General features: G+C 60.7%; 18 protein-coding genes. 8 read left to right on the plus strand and 10 right to left on the minus strand.

What is annotated here, in order from left to right; all coding sequences use genetic code 11:
* Positions 1-49: 49 nt before the first annotated feature.
* From DBR46_RS17700 to yccS, 5 genes are all read left to right on the plus strand, one after another.
* Positions 50-898 carry an alpha/beta fold hydrolase gene (locus DBR46_RS17700; protein WP_124527222.1) on the plus strand — a complete coding sequence of 283 codons (849 nt, stop codon included), beginning with the start codon at positions 50-52 and terminating at the stop codon, positions 896-898.
* A gap of 37 nt (positions 899-935) precedes the next feature.
* A complete protein-coding gene (mdtD, locus tag DBR46_RS17705; protein ID WP_124527223.1) occupies positions 936-2363 on the plus strand; it encodes a multidrug transporter subunit MdtD in 1428 nt (475 codons plus the stop codon).
* A gap of 131 nt (positions 2364-2494) precedes the next feature.
* Positions 2495-3832 (plus strand): ATP-dependent RNA helicase DbpA, encoded by a 1338-nt coding sequence (gene dbpA, locus DBR46_RS17710; protein ID WP_235865629.1) that lies wholly within the window; start codon positions 2495-2497, stop codon positions 3830-3832.
* Between the two features lie 159 nt (positions 3833-3991).
* The gene (locus DBR46_RS17715) at positions 3992-5170 is read left to right on the plus strand and encodes an NAD(P)/FAD-dependent oxidoreductase (RefSeq protein ID WP_124527224.1); all 1179 of its coding nucleotides are present in this window, start codon (positions 3992-3994) and stop codon (positions 5168-5170) included.
* 219 nt (positions 5171-5389) lie between these two features.
* Entirely contained in the window at positions 5390-7573 is a 2184-nt protein-coding gene (gene yccS, locus DBR46_RS17720; RefSeq protein ID WP_124527225.1) for a YccS family putative transporter, read from the plus strand.
* A gap of 104 nt (positions 7574-7677) precedes the next feature.
* Here yccS and DBR46_RS17725 read toward each other — a convergent pair whose 3' ends face one another.
* Positions 7678-8415, minus strand: coding sequence for an ABC transporter substrate-binding protein (locus DBR46_RS17725; RefSeq protein ID WP_124527226.1), 738 nt, complete (start codon positions 8413-8415; stop codon positions 7678-7680).
* 177 nt (positions 8416-8592) lie between these two features.
* On the opposite strand from DBR46_RS17725, the gene DBR46_RS17730 reads away from it, so the two are divergent.
* Positions 8593-9045, plus strand: a complete 453-nt coding sequence (locus tag DBR46_RS17730) for a GNAT family N-acetyltransferase (RefSeq protein ID WP_124527227.1) — start codon at positions 8593-8595, stop codon at positions 9043-9045.
* 115 nt (positions 9046-9160) lie between these two features.
* On the opposite strand, the gene DBR46_RS17735 is transcribed toward DBR46_RS17730, so the two are convergent.
* From DBR46_RS17735 to DBR46_RS17745, 3 genes are read right to left on the minus strand one after another with little or no spacing between them, the layout of a single operon-like run.
* Entirely contained in the window at positions 9161-9457 is a 297-nt protein-coding gene (locus DBR46_RS17735) for a helix-turn-helix domain-containing protein (RefSeq protein WP_124527228.1), read from the minus strand.
* A gap of 19 nt (positions 9458-9476) precedes the next feature.
* Positions 9477-9977, minus strand: coding sequence for a M48 family metallopeptidase (locus tag DBR46_RS17740; RefSeq protein ID WP_017735682.1), 501 nt, complete (start codon positions 9975-9977; stop codon positions 9477-9479).
* A 42-nt stretch (positions 9978-10019) separates the two neighbouring features.
* A complete protein-coding gene (locus DBR46_RS17745) occupies positions 10020-12125 on the minus strand; it encodes a bifunctional diguanylate cyclase/phosphodiesterase (protein ID WP_124527229.1) in 2106 nt (701 codons plus the stop codon).
* Between the two features lie 310 nt (positions 12126-12435).
* Between DBR46_RS17745 and DBR46_RS17750 the strand changes: the two genes are divergently transcribed.
* On the plus strand, positions 12436-13101 hold the full coding sequence (locus tag DBR46_RS17750; RefSeq protein WP_124527230.1) for a polysaccharide lyase family 7 protein: 666 nt from the start codon (positions 12436-12438) through the stop codon (positions 13099-13101).
* A 240-nt stretch (positions 13102-13341) separates the two neighbouring features.
* The gene (locus tag DBR46_RS17755) at positions 13342-13770 is read left to right on the plus strand and encodes a hypothetical protein (RefSeq protein ID WP_124527231.1); all 429 of its coding nucleotides are present in this window, start codon (positions 13342-13344) and stop codon (positions 13768-13770) included.
* A gap of 57 nt (positions 13771-13827) precedes the next feature.
* Here the strand turns inward: DBR46_RS17755 and fba are convergent, their stop codons facing one another.
* From fba to tkt, 6 genes are all read right to left on the minus strand, one after another.
* Complete coding sequence (gene fba, locus DBR46_RS17760; RefSeq protein ID WP_017735686.1) at positions 13828-14892, minus strand: class II fructose-bisphosphate aldolase; 1065 nt, start codon at positions 14890-14892, stop codon at positions 13828-13830.
* A 279-nt stretch (positions 14893-15171) separates the two neighbouring features.
* The gene (locus DBR46_RS17770; protein ID WP_124527233.1) at positions 15172-15507 is read right to left on the minus strand and encodes an MliC family protein; all 336 of its coding nucleotides are present in this window, start codon (positions 15505-15507) and stop codon (positions 15172-15174) included.
* 47 nt (positions 15508-15554) lie between these two features.
* The gene (locus DBR46_RS17775; RefSeq protein WP_124527234.1) at positions 15555-15782 is read right to left on the minus strand and encodes a hypothetical protein; all 228 of its coding nucleotides are present in this window, start codon (positions 15780-15782) and stop codon (positions 15555-15557) included.
* 29 nt (positions 15783-15811) lie between these two features.
* Positions 15812-16975 carry a phosphoglycerate kinase gene (locus DBR46_RS17780; protein ID WP_124527235.1) on the minus strand — a complete coding sequence of 388 codons (1164 nt, stop codon included), beginning with the start codon at positions 16973-16975 and terminating at the stop codon, positions 15812-15814.
* A gap of 17 nt (positions 16976-16992) precedes the next feature.
* Positions 16993-18048: an erythrose-4-phosphate dehydrogenase gene (gene epd / locus DBR46_RS17785; protein WP_124527236.1), complete on the minus strand. Its 1056-nt coding sequence runs from the start codon at positions 18046-18048 to the stop codon at positions 16993-16995.
* Positions 18049-18207: 159 nt separating this feature from the next.
* Entirely contained in the window at positions 18208-20205 is a 1998-nt protein-coding gene (tkt, locus tag DBR46_RS17790) for a transketolase (protein ID WP_124527237.1), read from the minus strand.
* Positions 20206-20242 lie beyond the last annotated feature (37 nt).

The following is a 20242-nucleotide window of genomic DNA, read 5'->3' on the forward strand; positions in this document are numbered from 1 at the left end:
GCTATAACGGTTGGTGGCATACCGCCACCCACAGGAAGTGAGCGTTGACATGGACCACGGTAGTTTCGTCATCAACAAGCTGTACAAGCACTACAACGTACACGTCGAGCAACTGGGAGACGACCCGCAAAAAAACACCGTGCTGATGGTCAATGGCGCGCTGTCCACCACCCGCTCGTTCGCCCGCACCAGCAAGTGCCTGGCCGAGCATTTCAATGTGCTGCTGTTCGACCTGCCTTTCTCCGGCTATTCCCGCGAGCACAATGCTGACCTGGACCTGGTGACCAAGGACGACGAAGTGCAGATGCTGCGTGCCCTGGTGGAACGCTTCGAGGTCAACCATCTGGTGTCGGCCTCCTGGGGCGGCATCTCCACGCTGCTGACCCTGGCCCACAACCCGCCGTCGATCCAAAGCTCGGTGGTGATGGCCCTGGCGCCCAACCTCAACCAGGCCATGCTCGATTACGTGGAGCGCGTGCGGGTGCTGATCGAGGCAGATGACAAGTCTGCGGTTGGCGATTTGCTCAACGAGACGGTGGGCAAACATCTGTCGCCTCGGCTCAAGCGCAACAACCATCGGCACCTGTCCACAATGGCCACCACCGAATACCGCCAGGCGCGCTTTCATATCCATCAAGTGCTGGCCTTGGGCGATGGCAATTACCTGCCCGCGCTCAAGCAGATTGAAACACCGGTGCACTTCATCAACGGCACCCTGGACGAATACACGCCGGCCGCCGAAGCGCAGTTGTTCAAGGCGTACGTGGGGCGCAGCAGCTTTGCCGTGGCCGAACATACCGGCCACTTGCTCGACCTTGAATCCAGCGAAGCTGCCGTGGCCGTGCACGCTGCGTTGCTGGATTTCCTGGTGGGAAAAGGCGCGACGGATGGCGCATAATCGCCAACACATAGCCTGCTAACAAAAAGGGTTTTCTATGCCGAATCGCGTCCCGCTCGATGCCAAGACCGCCCGCTGGCTCCCCTGGGTGGTGGCGATTGCCTTCTTCATGCAGTCGCTGGACGGGACGATTCTGAACACCGCGTTACCGGCCATGGCCCGCGACCTCGCGGAAAACCCGCTGCGCATGCAAGGCGTGGTGATTGCCTACATGCTCACCGTAGCGTTGCTGATCCCCGCGTCGGGCTGGATCGCCGACCGTTTCGGTACCAAGAAAATCTTCTTTGGCGCGATCATGCTGTTCAGCATTGGTTCGCTGCTCTGCGCGTTATCCAGCAGCTTGAGCATGCTGATCGGCGCGCGGGTGATCCAGGGCCTGGGCGGCGCGCTGATGCTGCCGGTGGGGCGACTGGTGGTGCTGCGTGCTTACCCGCGCTCCGAGCTGGTGCGGATCATGGGCTTCATCACCATCCCCGGCCTGCTCGGCCCATTGCTCGGCCCGACCATGGGCGGCTGGATGGTGCAGTACCTGACGTGGCACTGGATCTTTTTGATCAACCTGCCGGTGGGCATGATTGGCTGCTACGCCGTGTGGAAATTCATCCCCGACCTGCGCGGCAGCGAACGCACGCGGTTCGACGGGATCGGCTTCCTGCTGTTTGGCGCGGCGATGGTGCTGATCACCATCGCCATGGAAGGCCTGGGCGAACTGCACCTGCCGCACCTGCGGGTGATGTTGCTGCTGTTCGGCGGGCTGGCGTGCCTGGCGGCGTACTGGCTGCGCGCCGGGCATATCGATAACCCGCTGTTTTCGCCGGTGCTGTTCAAGACCCGCACCTTTGCCGTGGGCATCCTCGGCAACCTGTTTGCGCGCCTGGGCAGCGGCGCGTTGCCGTTCCTGGTGCCGTTGCTGTTGCAGGTGGCGCTGGGTTATTCACCGTCGGAAGCGGGAATGAGCATGCTGCCGCTGGCGGCGGCGGCGATGTTTGCCAAGTCCATCGCGCGGCCGTTGATCGAGCGTTTGGGCTACCGCATCGTGCTCACCGGCAACACCCTGGCGCTGGGCATCATGCTGGCGAGCATGGGCCTGGTCACGGAACACACGCCCTACCCGCTGCTGCTGGGCATGTTGGCGGTGCTGGGGGCGATCAACTCGCTGCAATTCACCGCGATGAACACCGTGACCCTGATCGACCTCGACGACGCCCAGGCCAGCAGCGGCAACAGCCTGCTGTCGGTGGTGGCGCAATTGTCCCTGAGCCTTGGGGTCGCATGTGCCGGTGCGTTGCTCGGCGGTTTCACCGCTGAAACGGGCAACGACGGCGTGGAAAGCGTACTCGGTGCGTTCCAGTTGACCTTCCTCACCGTGGGCATCATGGCCATGCTGGCGGCGGCGATCTTCCTGCAATTGTCGCCAAAAGACGGCAAACGCGTGGCCAGCCCGGAGCAGCACATCGAGCATTAAGCGGCTTCTCGTCTAGAACTTGCGGGGAAAATCCCACAGGGCTGGTACACTGCGCGACATTTTGTTTTTGCAGAGCCAGCCCCGTGACCACCATCGCCACCGCTTTTAATACTTTGCCCCTGTCCGCCGCCATGCTGGCTAACCTCGACTCGCTGGGTTATGTCGAGATGACGCAGATCCAGGCGCAAAGCTTGCCGGTGATCCTCAAGGGGCTGGACCTGATCGCCCAGGCCAAGACCGGCAGCGGCAAGACCGCTGCATTCGGCATCGGCCTGTTGAACCCGATCAACCCACGCTATTTCGGCTGCCAGGCCCTCGTGATGTGCCCGACCCGTGAGCTGGCCGACCAGGTCGCCAAGGAAATCCGTCGCCTGGCCCGTGCCGAAGACAACATCAAGGTCCTGACCCTGTGCGGCGGCGTGTCCCTCGGCCCGCAGATCGCCTCGCTGGAACACGGCGCCCACGTCATCGTCGGCACGCCGGGCCGTATCCAGCAGCACCTGCGCAAGGGTTCGCTGGTACTGGACGGCTTGAACACGCTGATCCTCGACGAAGCCGACCGCATGCTCGACATGGGCTTCTACGACGCCATCGAAGACATCATCAGCAAGACCCCGCCACGCCGCCAGACCCTGCTGTTCTCGGCCACCTACCCGGTGAGCATCAAGCAGCTGGCCTCCAAGTTCATGCGCGCGCCGCAACAGGTTAAAGCCGAAGCGTTCCACTCCGACGACCAGATCGAGCAGCGTTTCTACGAGATCTCGCCGGAAGAGCGCATGGACGCCGTGACCAAAGTCCTGGCGCACTTCCGCCCGGCTTCGTGCGTAGCGTTCTGCTTTACCAAGCAGCAAGTGCAGGAAACCGTGGATCACCTGACGGCCAAGGGCATTTCCGCCGTGGGCCTGCATGGCGACCTGGAACAGCGCGACCGTGACCAGGTACTGGCGATGTTCGCCAACCGCAGCACCTCGGTGCTGGTGGCGACTGACGTGGCGGCACGCGGTCTGGACATTGACGCGCTGGACATGGTGATCAACGTCGAACTGGCCCGTGACTCGGAAATCCACATTCACCGCGTGGGTCGTACTGGCCGTGCCGGCGAGACCGGGATTGCCATCAGCCTGGTTGCACCGTCCGAAGCGCACCGCGCCCAGGCCATCGAGCAACTGCAGAAGTCGCCGCTGAACTGGGACCAACTGGACAACCTCAAGCCGCAAAGCGGTGGTCCGTTGCTGCCGGTGATGAGCACTCTGTGCATCGCTGCCGGGCGTAAAGACAAAGTGCGTCCGGGTGACATCCTCGGCGCATTGACCGGTGAAGCCGGGATTCCGGGGGCGCAGGTGGGCAAGATTGCGATCTTTGACTTCCAGGCGTTTGTGGCCGTGGAGCGTGGGATCGCCAAACAGGCGTTGCAGCGTTTGAATGACGGCAAGATCAAGGGCCGTTCGTTGCGCGTGCGCATCCTGTAAAGCTCTCAAGCTCTACAGAGATCAAAATGTGGGAGCGGGCTTGCTCGCGAATGCGGTGGACCAGTCAACTTATCCAGTGGCTGACACACCGCATTCGCGAGCAAGCCCGCTCCCACATTTGACTGTATTTCAAATCAGTATTTGCATGAGGACACCGTTTTGCGCTCGACCGAAGTTGTGATCATTGGCGCCGGCGCCGCAGGCTTGATGTGCGCACTGACCGCCGCCGGGCGTGGGCGCAAAGTGATGTTGATCGACCACGCGAACAAAGCCGGCAAGAAGATCCTGATGTCCGGCGGTGGCCGCTGCAATTTCACCAACATGTACACCGAGCCGGCCAACTTCCTCTCGCACAACGCGCACTTCTGCAAATCCGCCCTGGCGCGCTATACCCAGTGGGATTTCATCGGGCTGGTGGCCAAGCACGGCGTGCCGTACCACGAGAAGAAACTCGGCCAGCTGTTCTGCGATAACAAATCCAGCGACATCCTCGGCATGCTGCTCGATGAGTGCATCCAGGTCGGCGTCAGCCTGCACCTGGACACTTCCATCGAGGAGATCGCCAAAATCGAAAGCGGCTACCAGTTGCAGACCACCTTGGGTGAACTGCGCTGCGAATCCCTGGTGATCGCCACCGGCGGGCTGTCGATTCCGACACTGGGCGCCACCGGTTTTGGTTATCAAGTGGCCAAGCAATTCGGCCATGAACTGCTGCCAACCCGCGCCGGTCTTGTGCCGTTCACCATCACCGATCAGCTCAAGGATTTGTGTGGCGAGTTGAGCGGCACCTCGGTGGATTGCCTGGTGAGCTGCAACGACCAGAGCTTTCGCGAGAACATCCTGTTTACCCACCGGGGTTTGAGCGGGCCGGCGATCTTGCAGATCTCTTCGTACTGGGAGTCCGGTGACACGGTGGAGATCAATTTGCTGCCCGACCACGACGCCCACGAGTGGCTGCAAGCGCAACAGGCCGAACGCCCGAACAGCGAGCTGAAAACCCTGCTGGGGGAGATCTTCACCAAGAAGATGGCCAACCTGCTGGCGGAAACCTGGTTTGTGTCCAAGCCGATGAAGCAGTACACCCATGCCGAGATCGCTGATATCGCGCAGAAACTCGGCAACTGGCAGTTGGTGCCGGCCGGGACCGAGGGTTATCGCACGGCCGAAGTGACGCTGGGTGGGGTGGATACGCGGGAGGTGTCGTCCAAGACCATGGAATCCCTGAAAAGCCCTGGCCTGTACTTTATCGGTGAAGTGCTGGATGTGACCGGTCACCTGGGCGGCTTCAACTTCCAGTGGGCATGGGCCTCAGGCTACGCCGCCGCGCAATACGCCTGACATAACACTTCAATCTTTGATTTGAAATGCAATCCCTGTGGGAGCTGGCTTGCCTGCGATAGCGGTGGTGAATTCACCGCCGCTATCGCAGGCAAGCCAGCTCCCACATTGGTTTTGGGGTGATGCTGAAATAATTGCGCGCAGATGTGATCGCGACCCTTGCCGTGGCGTCACTGATGCGCCAACTTAACGGCATCGTCCCGGAAGACTCCAGCCTTCATGTCATCGACCTCGTTCAAGCAGTCCCTGCGCCGTCTCTGGGCGCTGGATAAATTCAGCTACAGCATCCGGGTGTTCATCGCCCTCACCGGCAGCATGGCGCTGTGCTGGTATCAGGATGAGATGACGCTGCTGATCCCGCTGTTTCTGGGGATTATCGCCAGCGCCCTGGCCGAGACCGACGACAGTTGGCAAGGCCGTCTCAACGCCCTGGCGGTGACGCTGGTGTGCTTCAGCATTGCCGCGCTGTCGGTGGAGCTGTTGTTCCCCTATCCGTGGATCTTCGCGATTTCCCTGGCCCTGGCCACCTTCTGCCTGACCATGCTTGGCGCCCTCGGCGAACGTTATGGCGCGATTGCCTCGGCGACGTTGATCCTCTCGGTGTACACCATGATCGGCGTGGACCAGCGCGGTGGCGCGGTCTCGGACTTCTGGCATGAGCCCCTGCTGCTGGTGGCCGGCGCCGCCTGGTATGGCGCGCTGTCGGTGCTGTGGCAGGCGCTGTTTTCCAACCAGCCGGTGCAGCAGAGCCTGGCGCGGTTGTTTCGTGAATTGGGGCGTTACCTCAAGCTCAAATCCTCGCTGTTCGAACCGATCCGCCAGTTGGATGTGGAAGCGCGCCGCCTGGAACTGGCCCAGCAAAACGGCCGGGTGGTCGCCGCGCTGAATGCGGCGAAGGAAATCATCCTGCACCGCGTGGGCAATGGTCGACCGGGTTCGAAGGTCAGCCGCTACCTCAAGCTGTACTTCCTCGCCCAGGACATCCACGAACGCGCCAGCTCATCGCACTACCCTTACAACGCCCTGGCCGAAGCCTTCTTCCACAGCGACGTGCTGTTCCGCTGCCAGCGCCTGCTGCGCCAACAGGGCAAGGCCTGCCAGACCCTGGCCGAATCGATCCAGCTGCGCCAACCGTTTATCTATGACGACAGCTTCGCCGAAGCCTTGGGCGACCTCAACGCATCGCTGGAACACCTGCGCATCCAGAGCAACCCGGCGTGGCGCGGGCTGCTGCGGTCGCTGCGCGCGCTGGCGGCCAACCTGTCCACCCTCGACCGCCTGCTGGGCGATGCGAGCAACCCCGACCGCCTGGCGGATGCCACCGACAGCAACCTGCTGGACCGCGCCCCGCGCAACCTCAAGGAAATGTGGACGCGCCTGCGCACGCAGATGACGCCGACCTCCCTGCTGTTTCGCCACGCACTGCGCCTGTCCCTGGCGTTGACCGTCGGCTACGGCATGTTGCATGCAATCCACGCGTCCCAGGGCTACTGGATCATCCTCACCACGCTGTTTGTGTGCCAGCCGAACTACGGCGCCACCCGGCGCAAGCTCGGCCAGCGGATCATCGGCACCGCCATCGGTCTCACCGTGGCCTGGGCGCTGTTCGATCTGTTCCCGAGCCCATTGGTGCAGTCGATGTTCGCCATCGCCGCCGGCCTGGTGTTCTTTATCAACCGCACCACCCGCTACACCCTGGCCACGGCGGCGATCACCCTGATGGTGCTGTTCTGCTTCAACCAGGTGGGCGATGGCTACGGGCTGTTCCTGCCGCGCTTGTTCGATACCCTGCTCGGCAGCCTGATCGCCGGCCTGGCGGTGTTCCTGTTCCTGCCGGACTGGCAAGGCCGGCGCCTGAACAAAGTGCTGGCCAACACCCTGACCTGCAACAGCATCTACCTGCGCCAGATCATGCAGCAATACGCCGCCGGCAAAAGCGACGACCTCGCCTACCGCCTGGCGCGACGCAACGCGCACAACGCCGATGCGGCGCTGTCCACGACCTTGGCGAACATGCTGATGGAGCCGGGGCACTTCCGTAAGGAGGCCGATGTGGGCTTCCGCTTCCTGGTGTTGTCCCACACCTTGCTCAGCTACTTGTCGGGGCTCGGCGCCCACCGCGAAACCCAGCTGCCGGCGGAGGTGCGTGAGCATCTGATCGACGGCGCGGGGAATACGTTGGCGGCGAGCATCGATGAAATCGCCACTGGGCTTGCGAACAAGCAGCCGATTGCGATTCAGAGCGATGCCGAGGAAGCGCTGGCGGCGGAGCTGGAGCAGATGCCGGATGAGATTGATGAAGGGCAGCGGTTGGTGCAGACGCAGTTGGCGTTGATTTGTCGGCAGTTGGGGCCGTTGCGGACTTTGGCTGCGCATCTGATCAAAGAGACTGGCGAGGCTTAAATCGCCTTCGCGAGCAAGCCCGCTCCCACATTCGACCGCATTCCAAATGATGTACGCGGTTAAATGTGGGAGCGGGCTTGCTCGCGATGAGGCCCTTCCAGGCACTACATCCCATGCGCCTTCATCAACCGCGCATAACTGCCATCATCCTTCATCCTCGCAATCTCCCGATCAAACCCCGCAACGATCTGCGCATGTTCAGGGTTCTTCAGGCTCACCAGAATATGCAGGCTGTTTTCACTCAACGGTGTAGGTAGAAACTCCACCGCATTGCGTACCTTGAGCGATTCACGCGCCAGGTAATACCGCGCCACATATTCATCCTCCACCGTCAGCCGCACCCGCTGCGCCGCGAGCATGCGCACGGCCATGGAGAAGTTGTGCACAGGCACTTTCTGCAACTGCACATCGCCGTCGAACGCCGCCGAATAGGCATAACCGCGCACCACCGCAATCGGGTAGTCGTGCAACTGCGCCAGGTCTTTGAACTCGATGGGATCGTCGCGGCGCTTGATAAAACGCACGCGGTTCAGCAGGTATTCACCGGAAAACTGCCCCAGTTGCGTGCGAGCATCGTCGTACCAGGCGTTGACCAGCACGTCGTACCGCCCGTCGCCCACGCCCATCAGCGCGCGGGCCCACGGTACCTGTTCGAAATCACTGGCGTAGCCTGCACGGGCCAGGGCCGTACTGACGATGTCGGTGGCCAGGCCGCCATTGATCAAGGTGGCATCGGTAAAGGGTGGCCAGGCATCCGCGACCAGGCGTAAACGCTGGGCAAACGCCGGCTGGGCCAGCAACAACACTCCAATCAAAGCAACGGCACGAAACAATCGCGGCATGCTCAACGTCCTTGGCGGGCCCAGAGGTTCTAACAGTAGCTCAAGATTACACAAAGAAACGGGCGGCGAATGCACTCGATGATGGCAATTTGATTTCACTCACAAAAAACAGCTGATTTAGACACAATCGGCTGCCGCGCTTACTATCCAGAACACCTACTGATAAGAGATTTCGCCATGACAGTCGATTGGGTCTGCAAACATCACACTGACTTGGGCAAGGAACAGCTGTACGCCATCCTGCGCCTGCGGGGCGAGGTGTTTGTCGTCGAGCAGAAATGCGTTTATCAGGACATCGACGGGCAGGACCTGGGCGGTGACACCCACCACCTGATGGCCTGGAAAGATGATGAGCTGGTGGCCTACCTGCGCCTGCTGGACCCGGAGTCCCAGGGCGGTGACGTGGTGATCGGCCGGGTGATCGTGGCCCCCGTAGCGCGCGGCACCGGGCTGGGGCACCAGATGATGGAAGAGACGCTCAAGCGGATTGCCGATATCTGGCCCGAGACGCCGATCTTTCTGTCGGCCCAGGCGCATTTGCAGGGGTATTACGGGCGGTATGGGTTTGTGGTGGCGGGGGAGGAATATCTGGAGGATGACATTCCGCATATAGGTATGCGGCGGGTTTGAGGGCCTCTTCGCGAGCAAGCCCGCTCCCACATTTAACCGCGTACATCATTTGGAATGCGATCGAATGTGGGAGCGGGCTTGCTCGCGAAGGCGTCAGATCATTCACCACAAAACTTCAGGGATACCCCAACACCCGCTTCACCGAGTCCAGATTCTCAGCAATCCACCCCCGATCAATCGCCCCCCAGCTGCGGATCCGATACTGCCCTGCATGGTTGCGCGCACCGTCTTCCTGCTCGAATTCACACACGATGTCCAAGTCGGCCAACGCCGCAATCGTGTCCTGCGCCGTGCGCCGGGGCATGCCGGTCACGTCGGTCAGCGCCGGCACGTTGCTGGCCAGGCCGCTGTCGATCAGATACGCCACGTACAGGCGACGGTAGAAGCTGCTCTTGGTCTTGCTCACATCCATGGTCAATCGCCTTGTGCGCTCAGGGTTTGCCTTGCAGGTCGCGATACGTGAGGTACACCCGCAGGTCGAATTCCACCTGATGGTAGCCCGGCATCATGTAGTCGCAGAGTTTATAGAACGCCTTGTTGTGGTCCGATTCCTTGAAGTGCGCCAGCTCGTGTACCACGATCATGCGCAGGAACTCCGGCGCCGCGTCCTTGAACAGCGCGGCAATGCGGATTTCTTTCTTCGACTTCAGGTTACCGCCCTGCACCCGTGAAATCGTGGTGTGCAGGCCGAGGGCGCGGTGGGTCAGGTCGAGGCGGTTATCGAACAGCACTTTGTCGATGGCCGGCGCGTTGCGCAGATGTTCCTGCTTCAAGGCCAACGCGTAGGCGTACAGGGCCTTGTCACTTTGCACGGCGTGGCGCTCGGGGTAACGCTGCTCCAGGTAGGCGCCCAACTGGTCTTTGGCGATCAATTGGCGCACTTGCTCCTGGAGAGCGGCGGGATAGGCCTGGAGGTATTTCAGCGCGGTCATGGGATCTGCAACAGGGTTCGAATGGCCGCCAGTGTAGCGAATTCAGCTCAGGCGAGGGGGCGTCCAGGCCGCGATCTCGTGCGCCATCAACGGTTGCGCCACCCACGGCCCCTGGATAAACGGGCAACCATTGGCCTTGAGCCACTCGGCCTGGGCCTGCGTCGCCACGCCTTCGGCGACCACCAGCACATCAAAATGCCCGCACAGCTCGATGATGCTGCGCGCCATCGCCGCATCCCGCGGCGAACCCGGCAGGCGCGAGACCAACTGCGGGTCGAGCTTGAGGGTGTCGAAATCCAGGTCACGCAGGTGGGCCAGGGAACAATGGCCCATGCCGAAATCATCCAGGGCGATCCGCACCCCCACCTGGCGCAGCAGCTTGAGTTGTTTGGCGGACTCTTCCAGGTTGCTGGTCAAGCTGTCTTCACCAATCTCCACCTCCAACTGGCGCCCCTGCAAACCATGTCGCTCCAGCACCTGCTGCAGCTGGGCCGCGAGGTTGGGCATATTGAACTGGTTGCTGCTCAGGCTGACACTCAGCACCAACTCAGGGTCGAAGGTCGATTGCCACGCCTGGCGCTGGGCCGCGACTTGCAGGTAGATCCAGGCGCTCAACTGGCTGATCAGGCGTGCCTCTTCCAGCAGCGGCAAAAACAGCCCCGGCGGCACATCGCCGACGCTGGGGTGCTGCCAGCGCAACAACGCTTCGACGCCACGCAAGCGCCCATCCTCCACCGATACCTGGGGCTGGTACACTAGGGTGAAGTCCTTGTTCTCGATGGCCGTACGCACACTGTCTTCGAGCATCAGCCGTGAGCGGGCGCGGCCGTTCATTTCCTGGTCGTAATAACGATACTGCTGACGCCCCGCGCGCTTGGCTTCGTACATGGCGATGTCCGCTGCACGCAGCAGGCCGCTCAAGTCCGCGCCGCAATCGGGGAAGGTGGCGATGCCGATACTCACCCCGAGCATCACATCCAGGCCTTCGATCTGTTGGCAGATCGACACGCGCTCGATGAGTTTTTCCGCAATCTTCGCCGCTTGCTCGGGGAATTCCAGCTCCAGCAATGCGGTGAATTCATCCCCACCCATGCGCCCCAGAATGTCACCGGAACGCAGGCACGCCTGCATTTGCTCCGACACCCAGCGCAGCACCCGATCCCCCGCATCGTGCCCCAACGAGTCGTTGACCCGTTTGAAACCATCGAGGTCCAGGTACAACAACACCAGCGCGTGGTCGTTACGCTCGCTGCGCAGCAACGTGCTTTCCACGGCCTGATGGAAACCGCGCCGGTTCAGCAAGCCGGTCAACGGGTCAGTGACCGCCTGGAACTCCAGTTGCTGGTGCAGGTGACGCACTTCGGACATGTCCAGCACCGTCACCACCATGGCCTTCTGCTCGCTGGGCAGTGGCGCGCTGGATAAAGCCACCGGCACCTGCTGGCCGCGACTGGTGCGCAAAATGGCGTCATGCTGGCGCCAGGTCTCACCGTTGCAATACGCCTCGTACATCGGGAAGCTCAACCAGGCGGGCACATGGGGTTTTTGCAGAAAACTCAAGAAACTCTCACCCTGCAACTCGGCCATCGTCGCATTCAGCAGCCGCGAGATCGCCGGGTTGGCGTACTGGATCACGCTGCCCTCACCCACCACCAGGATGCCTTCGGCGGCGTTGTCCAGCACCGACGCATTGAAGGCGCGGGCCGATTCCAGGTCGTGGCTCAAGCGCTGCAACGCCCGGCGATTACGCTGGTGCTCCAGCAGCGCCTGCACCTTGGGCTTGAGGATATGCGGATCGAAGGGTTTGAACAGGTAGTCGATCGCACCGCTGGCATAGCCTTCCAGCACCGCGGCGGGGGATTGGGCGTGAGCGGTGAGGAAGATGATCGGCGTCATGCGTGTGCGTTGGCTGCCGCGCATCAGCCGCGCCACTTCAAACCCGTCCATGCCGGGCATGCGTACGTCGAGCAAAACCAGGTCGACTTCATGGGCCAGCAGCAATTCCAACGCTTCCAGCCCGGAAGCGGCGGTCATTACCCGCCAGTCCTCACGCTGTAAAAGCGCACGCATGCTGATGAGGTTTTCCGGGTAGTCATCGACCACCAGAAGAACCGAACTGCCATCGCCGTTATGTGGAGCGCAATCCATGCTACGTCTCTTCCTTAAGGAGCCATTCCGGTCATTTTTGAGAGAAAACCCGGACAAACCCTGAGGGCTCACTCTAGACCCGGTTCCTACAAAGCAGAAGTGACGCGGGTGCCATCATTGACTCAAAGCTCAGGAAGCCGACTAACGGTCAACCCCTACAGGCCACGAATCATGGGAAACATGGCTTTTTGGCATTCCTTTGGCGCCAATAAATCGTCAGAAAATGTTTAACAACCGCGGGACCACCGCCTATAAAGAACCCGTCTGGCCCACGGGCCAAAGCCTTCACCTTCTGTAAAAGGCCTACACCATGATCGATCTTTCCACCTGGAACCTCAGCATCCCAGTCGGCTCGCCCCCCGCGACCATCGACACGCCGAAGTTGCTCAGCGGCTTCAACGACCAATACTTCCAGGCCGAAGGCAGCAACGTGCAATTCTGGACACCCGTCACCGGTACCCGCACGGAAAACGCCATTTACCCACGCAGCGAATTGCGTGAGACCTACGCCGACGGGCGATTGCGCAACTGGACCTACCCGGATGCGAACAACTTCCTGCGCGCCACGTTGGAGGTCAATCAGGTGCCCTCCTCAGGCAAAGTCGTTATCGGGCAGATCCATGCCTATGACAGCCAGAAACCGCTGATCAAGCTGGAGTATCAATTCAAGGAGAAGACCCAGACCGGCAATATCGTCGCCAAGGTGAGGATGCGCCCGGATGATGGTGAAGGGCGGGTGATTACCGTGGCGTCCAATGTGCCGCTGGAGAAAAGCTTTACCTATGTCATTAATTTGAATAAAGCCGGGCTGCTCAGTGTGTATGCCGCTGATGGGCAGTGGAATGAGCGCATTGGTGCGGCGTGGGGGGCCAAGCCGTTGTATTTCAAGGCGGGGGTGTATGTGCAGGACAACAGTGGGGATAGTAAGGAAGGGGCGCGGGTGACGTTTGCGAAGTTGGATATTGATCACGACTGAACACTGACACTCTGTCAGCACTGGTTTTTTTCACTCTTCAGCACGCTGAGGAATGGAAAAAACCATCGATATAGCGAACACCTATAAAAACTGTAAAGTTTCACAGGTGGCGGGCACACCAACCCACTTTAGACTTAACACACGGCACCGCACTCAGATCACAACGTCGGACGCGACTGAATCGCTGAGGACTGAGCCAAACATTGTCCTGCGGATAGCCACGTTACCCTGGAGTAGTTAATGCCCAGCTTAGTTACTATTGCTCAAGCTCCTGTCTCTGGTTTTGCATCGGGCAACCAACCCAAGATACATAACGCGGTGCCACCTGGGAATTTTTACACCGGCCCTCAGACTTTGCCAGTAGTCCGTATCAATATCAGGTATCTCGTCATCTATCACCTGCTCGACATAGACACACGAATCAATGACACGGTGACCTATTATTTGTACCCGGTTCCCTCTGCCGGTTTCCCGACGGTGACTGTTATCACCACTCTGCTGACCGCCGCGCGCTTGCAGGAATTAATTTCCAATAAACGAGAGCATTACGAGGCGGAGGCGGCGTTCAAATTCAACTCACCTGGTACCTACGACATTTATTTCGAACAGACAAATGCATCCGGAACTTACACTGTCATCTCGCAGAATCTACGTTTTACCGTTGTTTGAATCCGCCGGCACAAAAAAGCCCGCATCGCTGCGGGCTTCTTTTCAAACACTCAGGGCTTAGTTGACCTTAGCGTTCAACTCACCTTTCAAATACCGCTGGTACATCGCTTCCAGCGAGATAGGCTTGATCTTCGAAGCATTACCGGCAGTACCGAACGCTTCGTAGCGAGCGATACACACATCCCGCATCGCGGTCACAGTCGCACCAAAGAACTTACGCGGGTCGAACTCGCTCGGGTTGGTGGCCATCAGGCGACGCATCGCACCGGTGGACGCCAAACGCAGGTCGGTGTCGATGTTGACCTTGCGCACGCCGTGCTTGATGCCTTCGACGATTTCTTCAACCGGTACGCCGTAGGTTTCTTTGATGTCGCCACCGTACTGGTTGATGATCGCCAGCCATTCTTGCGGTACCGAGGAAGAGCCGTGCATCACCAGGTGGGTGTTGGGGATGCGTTTGTGGATTTCCTTGATGCGGTCGATGGCCAGCACGTCACCGGTAGGTGGCTTGGTGAACTTGTAGGCGCCGTGGCTGGTACCGATGGCGATGGCCAGGGCGTCAACTTGGGTCTTTTTCACGAAGTCAGCAGCTTCTTCCGGGTCGGTCAGCATCTGGCTGTGATCCAGCACGCCTTCGGCGCCGATGCCGTCTTCTTCGCCGGCCATACCGGTTTCCAGGGAACCCAGGCAGCCCAGCTCGCCTTCAACCGACACGCCGCAGGCGTGGGCCAGGGCAACGGTTTGTTGGGTAACGCGTACGTTGTACTCGTAGTCGGTTGGGGTCTTGCCGTCTTCGCCGAGGGAACCGTCCATCATCACCGAGCTGAAGCCCAGTTGGATGGAGCGCTGGCACACGTCAGGGCTGGTGCCGTGGTCCTGGTGCATGCACACCGGGATGTGTGGGAATTCTTCGATGGCCGCGAGGATCAAGTGACGCAGGAACGGCGCGCCGGCATATTTGCGGGCACCGGCCGAAGCCTGGACGATCACGGGGGAGTCGGTCTTGTCAGCGGCTTCCATGATGGCGCGCATCTGCTCAAGGTTGTTGACGTTAAAGGCTGGGACGCCGTAGCCGAACTCGGCTGCGTGGTCCAGCATTTGACGCATGCTGATAAGTGCCATTGTGTTGTCTCTCCCGGTCGAGGGTCGTTAATCGTGCAAGCCTGCCGTAGCGGCGGCTGCTATTCAAGTTATTGCAGGCCAGGCTGTAAAACCTGGTTTGCTGAATCGTTATTGCAGTGTCCGGCTCGCAACTGATGCCACTTTGGAGCCGGATTTTCTGTGGGAGCGGGCTTGCTCGCGAAAGCGGTGTGACAGTTACCGAATTCGTCAGCTGACCCACCGCTTTCGCGAGCAAGCCCGCTCCCACATTTGGATCTCATTTGTCTTGAGATCGAGTTCTTATTGGGCCTTGCAGCCACGGCCGATCAAATCATCGGTGGCAACCCAGTAAACCAGGCCTTCCTCACCTTTTGTGTGAAACGCCAATTGGTCGTTGGCGTACAGCACACCCGAGGCGGCCACGTCTTGTTTCAGGTGGTAGACCTGATCGGAACCGCCGAGGCGTACATCCACCTCGGATTTAGCCGCATTGGCAAAGCGCCAGTTGACCTCGGCCTTGCTGTCGCAAGTCCAGGTGGTCCACTTGTCGGCAGTTTCTGCCTTGCTGTTGAACATGTTCATGCTGCTGCAGCCGGCCAACAGGGCCAGGGCTGCCAGGGCGAAAACGCCTTTCATTGCCAATCCTCGTGAGGCGACCGTTGGCCGCCAGTTGATCAGACCCGTCAAGGACAACCCTGTTCCTGACCGTTGGGCGCGGCGTCGTATTTCTCTAGCCGCTCATTGCCGATGCGCTTGTTGATCACCGGCATGGTCTCGGCTTGCCAGTCAGCCTGGTAGCAGCTTTTTTTCGCCTGCACCCCAGGCGTTCCGGCCTCGGGCGCCGCATTTGGCGTGCTGCCGCAGCCGGCCAACAGGCCCGCTGCAATCACCAGTGCCAACGACTTGATCATGGGAAGGCTCCTTTTCCGCATCACCCGCTTTAGCCTTTGGCTCGGGTTTCCAGCACTTCAACGGCCGGCAACACTTTGCCCTCGACGAACTCGAGGAACGCGCCGCCACCGGTAGAAATGTAGGAGATCTGATCAGCAACGCCATATTTATCGATGGCCGCCAGGGTGTCGCCACCACCGGCAATCGAGAACGCCGAGCTTTCAGCAATGGCTTTGGCCAGCACTTTGGTGCCGTTGCCGAACTGGTCGAACTCGAACACGCCGACCGGACCGTTCCACAGGATGGTCTGGGAAGCCTTCAGCAGTTCAGCGAAGTTGGCTGCGGTTTGCGGGCCGATGTCCAGGATCATGTCGTCATCGGCCACGTCAGCGATCAGCTTGACGGTGGCGGCGGCGCTCTCGGCGAATTCCTTGGCAACCACCACGTCCACCGGCAATGGCACGCTGACTTTAGCGGCAATGGCGCGGGCGGTATCCAGCAGGTCCGGTTCGTACAGGGACTTGCCCACCGGGTGACCGGCTGCGGCCAGGAAAGTGTTGGCGATGCCGCCGCCAACGATCAGTTGGTTGCAGATCTGGCTCAGGCTGTTGAGTACGTCCAGCTTGGTGGAGACTTTGGAACCGGCAACGATGGCCGCCATCGGTTGCGCCGGAGCGCCCAGGGCCTTGCCCAGTGCATCCAGTTCAGCCGCCAGCAACGGGCCAGCAGCGGCAACCTTGGCAAACTTGGCTACGCCGTGGGTCGAACCCTCGGCACGGTGCGCGGTGCCGAAGGCGTCCATCACGAACACATCGCACAGCGCCGCGTATTGCTGGGCCAGTTCGTCGCTGTTCTTTTTCTCGCCTTTGTTGAAGCGCACGTTTTCGAACAGCACGATATCGCCGGCTTTGACGTCAACGCCACCCAGGTAGTCAGCCACCAGCGGCACGTCGCGGCCCAGGGCTTTGCTGAGGTAATCGGCTACAGGCTTGAGGCTGTTTTCGGCGGAGAACTCACCTTCGGTCGGGCGACCCAAGTGGGAGCAGACCATCACGGCCGCACCTTTTTCCAGGGCCAGCTTGATGGTCGGCAGCGAGGCCAGGATTCGCGCATCGCTGGTGACAACACCGTCCTTGACTGGGACGTTGAGGTCTTCGCGGATCAGTACGCGCTTACCTTGCAGATCGAGGTCGGTCATCTTCAACACGGTCATGGGTCGCAGTTCCTGAATTACTGTTGAGGTTGTTTAGAAGCGATGTGCAGATAATGTTCCGCAACATCCAGCATGCGGTTGGCAAAACCCCATTCGTTGTCGAACCAGGCCAGGATGTTCACCAGCCGGGGGCCGGAAACGCGGGTCTGGCTGGCATCGACAATCGCCGAATGCGGGTCATGGTTGAAATCACAACTGGCGTGGGGCAACTCGGTGTAGGCCAAAAGGCCTTTGAGCGGGCCGCTGGTGGCGGCGTCGCGCAGGATCCGGTTGACCTCCACGGCATCGGTGTCGCTCACGGTCTGCATGGTGATGTCCAGGCAAGACACGTTCACCGTCGGCACCCGTACGGCTTTGGCCTGGATTCGCCCGGCAAGTTCCGGCAGCAGTCGCTCGATACCACGCGCCAGGCCGGTAGACACCGGAATCACCGACTGGAACGCCGAGCGGGTGCGGCGCAGGTCTTCGTGGTGGTAGGCGTCGATCACCGGCTGGTCGTTCATCGCCGAGTGAATGGTGGTGATCGACACGTAATCCAGGCCGATCGCCTGGTCCAGCAGGCGCAACAGCGGCACGCTGCAGTTGGTGGTACAGGACGCGTTGGACACCAGCAGTTCTTCGCCGGTCAGGCAATCCTGGTTGATGCCGTAGACGATGGTGGCGTCGACATCCGCCTCGCTGGCCATCGGCTGGGAAAACAGCACACGTGGCGCGCCGGCGTCGAGGAAACGCTGGCCATCGGCACGGGTGTGATAGACACCGGAACATTCCAGCACCAGGTCGACGCCCAGTGCTTTCCAGTCGATGCCCTCGGGGGTGGCACTGCGCAGGACCTGCACGCAGTTGCCATTAATATGCAGACAATCGCCCTCGACCCGCACTTCGCCGGGGAACCGGCCGTGGGTGGAGTCAAAGCGTGTCAGGTATTCGATGCTGGCCATGTCGGCCAAATCATTGATCGCAACAATTTCAAACCCGGCAGCCGCCCCTCGCTCGAACAGAGCACGCAAGACGCAACGACCAATGCGGCCGTAGCCGTTGAGTGCAACTTTGTAGGGACGCGGTTGAGGCATGGGGTTCTCGATTACCTTGGGTAAAGGGGTGGCTGTCAGACCGCTTTCGCGAGCAAGCCCGCTCCCACATTTTGACCGCATTCTCATGCTGGAACTCGGTCAAGTGTGGGAGCGGGCTTGCTCGCGAAGGCGTCAGTACAGCCACCCCAATTTACAGCCTTAGTCTTCCAGCAGCTCTTCAGCCTGACCCAGGATGTTGTCCAGGGTGAAACCGAACTCTTCGAACAACGCTGGCGCCGGCGCCGACTCACCGTAGGTGGTCATGCCGATCACGCGGCCTTCCAGGCCCACGTACTTGTACCAGTAGTCGGCGTGAGCCGCTTCGATGGCGATACGCGCGCTGACCTGCAACGGCAGAACCGATTGCTTGTAGCCTGCGTCCTGGGCATCGAACACGCTGGTGCACGGGATCGACACCACGCGCACCTTGCGGCCTTGCTCGGTCAGCTTGTCGTACGCCTGAACGGTCAGGCCCACTTCGGAACCGGTGGAGATCAGGATCAGCTCCGGCTCGCCAGCACAGTCCTTCAGCACATAACCGCCACGGGCAATGTCGGCGATCTGCGCGTCGGTACGCACCTGGTGTTGCAGGTTCTGGCGGGAGAAGATCAGCGCCGAAGGGCCGTCCTTACGCTCGATGGCGTGCTTCCAGGCCACGGCGGACTCCACCGCGTCGGCTGGGCGCCAGGTGTCCAGGTTCGGCGTGGTACGCAGGCTGGTCAGTTGCTCGACCGGCTGGTGCGTCGGGCCGTCTTCGCCCAGACCGATGGAGTCGTGGGTGTAGACGTGGATCACGCGCTTCTTCATCAGCGCAGCCATACGCACGGCGTTGCGCGCGTATTCCATGAACATCAGGAAGGTCGCGCCGTAAGGCACCAGGCCGCCGTGCAGGGACACGCCGTTCATGATGGCGCTCATGCCGAACTCACGTACGCCGTAGTACATGTAGTTGCCGCTGGCGTCTTCAGCCGATACGCCTTTGCAACCTTTCCACAGGGTCAGGTTGGAACCGGCCAGGTCAGCCGAACCGCCAAGAATCTCCGGCAGCAGCGGGCCAAAGGCGTTCAGGGTGTTCTGGCTGGCTTTACGGCTGGCGATGGTCTCGCCCTTGGCCGCGACTTCGGCGATGTAGGCCGAGGCTTTTTCCGAGAAGTCGGCAGGCAGGTCACCGGCGAGGCGGCGGACCAGCTCGTTGGCAAGTTCCGGGAATTCAGCGGAGTAGGCAGCAAAGCGCTGGTCCCACTCGGCTTCGGTGGCCAGGCCTTTTTCTTTCGCATCCCACTCGGCGTAGATATCGGCCGGGATTTCGAACGGGCCGTGGTTCCACTTCAGAGCAGCACGGGTCAGGGCGATTTCCGCGTCACCCAATGGGGCGCCGTGGCAGTCTTCTTTACCTTGCTTGTTCGGCGAACCGAAACCGATGGTGGTCTTGCAGCAGATCAGGGTCGGCTGCGCGCTCTTGCGCGCGGTGTCGATGGCGGTCTTGATCTCTTCCGGGTCGTGACCGTCGACGTTGCGGATCACTTGCCAGTTGTAGGCTTCGAAGCGCTTCGGGGTGTCATCGGTGAACCAGCCTTCGACTTCGCCGTCGATGGAGATGCCGTTGTCATCGTAGAAGGCAATCAGCTTGCCCAGGCCCAGGGTACCGGCCAGGGAAGCGACTTCGTGGGAAATGCCTTCCATCATGCAGCCATCACCCAGGAACACATAGGTGTGGTGATCGACGATGTCGTGGCCAGGGCGATTGAACTGCGCGCCCAGGACTTTTTCCGCCAGCGCGAAACCAACGGCGTTGGCCAGGCCTTGGCCCAGAGGACCGGTGGTGGTCTCGACGCCAGGGGTGTAGCCGAATTCCGGGTGACCCGGGGTGCGGCTGTGCAACTGGCGGAAGCTTTTCAGATCGTCGATGGTGACGTCGTAGCCGGTCAGGTGCAGCAGCGAATAGATCAACATCGAGCCATGGCCGTTGGACAGCACAAAGCGGTCACGGTCGGCGAACGATGGGTTGGTCGGGTTGTGCTTCAGGTAGTCACGCCAAAGTACCTCGGCGATATCCGCCATGCCCATCGGGGCACCGGGATGGCCGCTGTTGGCTTTTTGCACGGCATCCATGCTGAGGGCACGAATGGCGTTGGCACGCTCACGACGGCTGGGCATCGCTGATCTCCTGGGGGTTTGCATAAAAGAAACGGAA

The sequence above is a fragment of the Pseudomonas sp. KBW05 genome (assembly GCF_003852405.1).
In the GTDB taxonomy this organism is placed as follows: domain Bacteria; phylum Pseudomonadota; class Gammaproteobacteria; order Pseudomonadales; family Pseudomonadaceae; genus Aquipseudomonas.

What these genes read in the sequence shown, in the direction of transcription:
- DBR46_RS17725 (WP_124527226.1), bottom strand. Translation starts at nt 8,415, where the DNA reads ATGCCGCGATTGTTTCGTGCCGTTGCTTTGATTGGAGTGTTGTTGCTG.
- fba (WP_017735686.1), bottom strand. Translation starts at nt 14,892, where the DNA reads ATGGCACTTATCAGCATGCGTCAAATGCTGGACCACGCAGCCGAGTTC.
- yccS (WP_124527225.1), top strand. Translation starts at nt 5,390, where the DNA reads ATGTCATCGACCTCGTTCAAGCAGTCCCTGCGCCGTCTCTGGGCGCTG.
- DBR46_RS17735 (WP_124527228.1), bottom strand. Translation starts at nt 9,457, where the DNA reads ATGGATGTGAGCAAGACCAAGAGCAGCTTCTACCGTCGCCTGTACGTG.
- DBR46_RS17700 (WP_124527222.1), top strand. Translation starts at nt 50, where the DNA reads ATGGACCACGGTAGTTTCGTCATCAACAAGCTGTACAAGCACTACAAC.
- epd (WP_124527236.1), bottom strand. Translation starts at nt 18,048, where the DNA reads ATGCCTCAACCGCGTCCCTACAAAGTTGCACTCAACGGCTACGGCCGC.
- DBR46_RS17775 (WP_124527234.1), bottom strand. Translation starts at nt 15,782, where the DNA reads ATGATCAAGTCGTTGGCACTGGTGATTGCAGCGGGCCTGTTGGCCGGC.
- DBR46_RS17740 (WP_017735682.1), bottom strand. Translation starts at nt 9,977, where the DNA reads ATGACCGCGCTGAAATACCTCCAGGCCTATCCCGCCGCTCTCCAGGAG.
- DBR46_RS17780 (WP_124527235.1), bottom strand. Translation starts at nt 16,975, where the DNA reads ATGACCGTGTTGAAGATGACCGACCTCGATCTGCAAGGTAAGCGCGTA.
- DBR46_RS17730 (WP_124527227.1), top strand. Translation starts at nt 8,593, where the DNA reads ATGACAGTCGATTGGGTCTGCAAACATCACACTGACTTGGGCAAGGAA.
- DBR46_RS17755 (WP_124527231.1), top strand. Translation starts at nt 13,342, where the DNA reads ATGCCCAGCTTAGTTACTATTGCTCAAGCTCCTGTCTCTGGTTTTGCA.
- DBR46_RS17745 (WP_124527229.1), bottom strand. Translation starts at nt 12,125, where the DNA reads ATGGATTGCGCTCCACATAACGGCGATGGCAGTTCGGTTCTTCTGGTG.
- DBR46_RS17750 (WP_124527230.1), top strand. Translation starts at nt 12,436, where the DNA reads ATGATCGATCTTTCCACCTGGAACCTCAGCATCCCAGTCGGCTCGCCC.
- DBR46_RS17770 (WP_124527233.1), bottom strand. Translation starts at nt 15,507, where the DNA reads ATGAAAGGCGTTTTCGCCCTGGCAGCCCTGGCCCTGTTGGCCGGCTGC.
- tkt (WP_124527237.1), bottom strand. Translation starts at nt 20,205, where the DNA reads ATGCCCAGCCGTCGTGAGCGTGCCAACGCCATTCGTGCCCTCAGCATG.
- dbpA (WP_235865629.1), top strand. Translation starts at nt 2,495, where the DNA reads ATGCTGGCTAACCTCGACTCGCTGGGTTATGTCGAGATGACGCAGATC.
- mdtD (WP_124527223.1), top strand. Translation starts at nt 936, where the DNA reads ATGCCGAATCGCGTCCCGCTCGATGCCAAGACCGCCCGCTGGCTCCCC.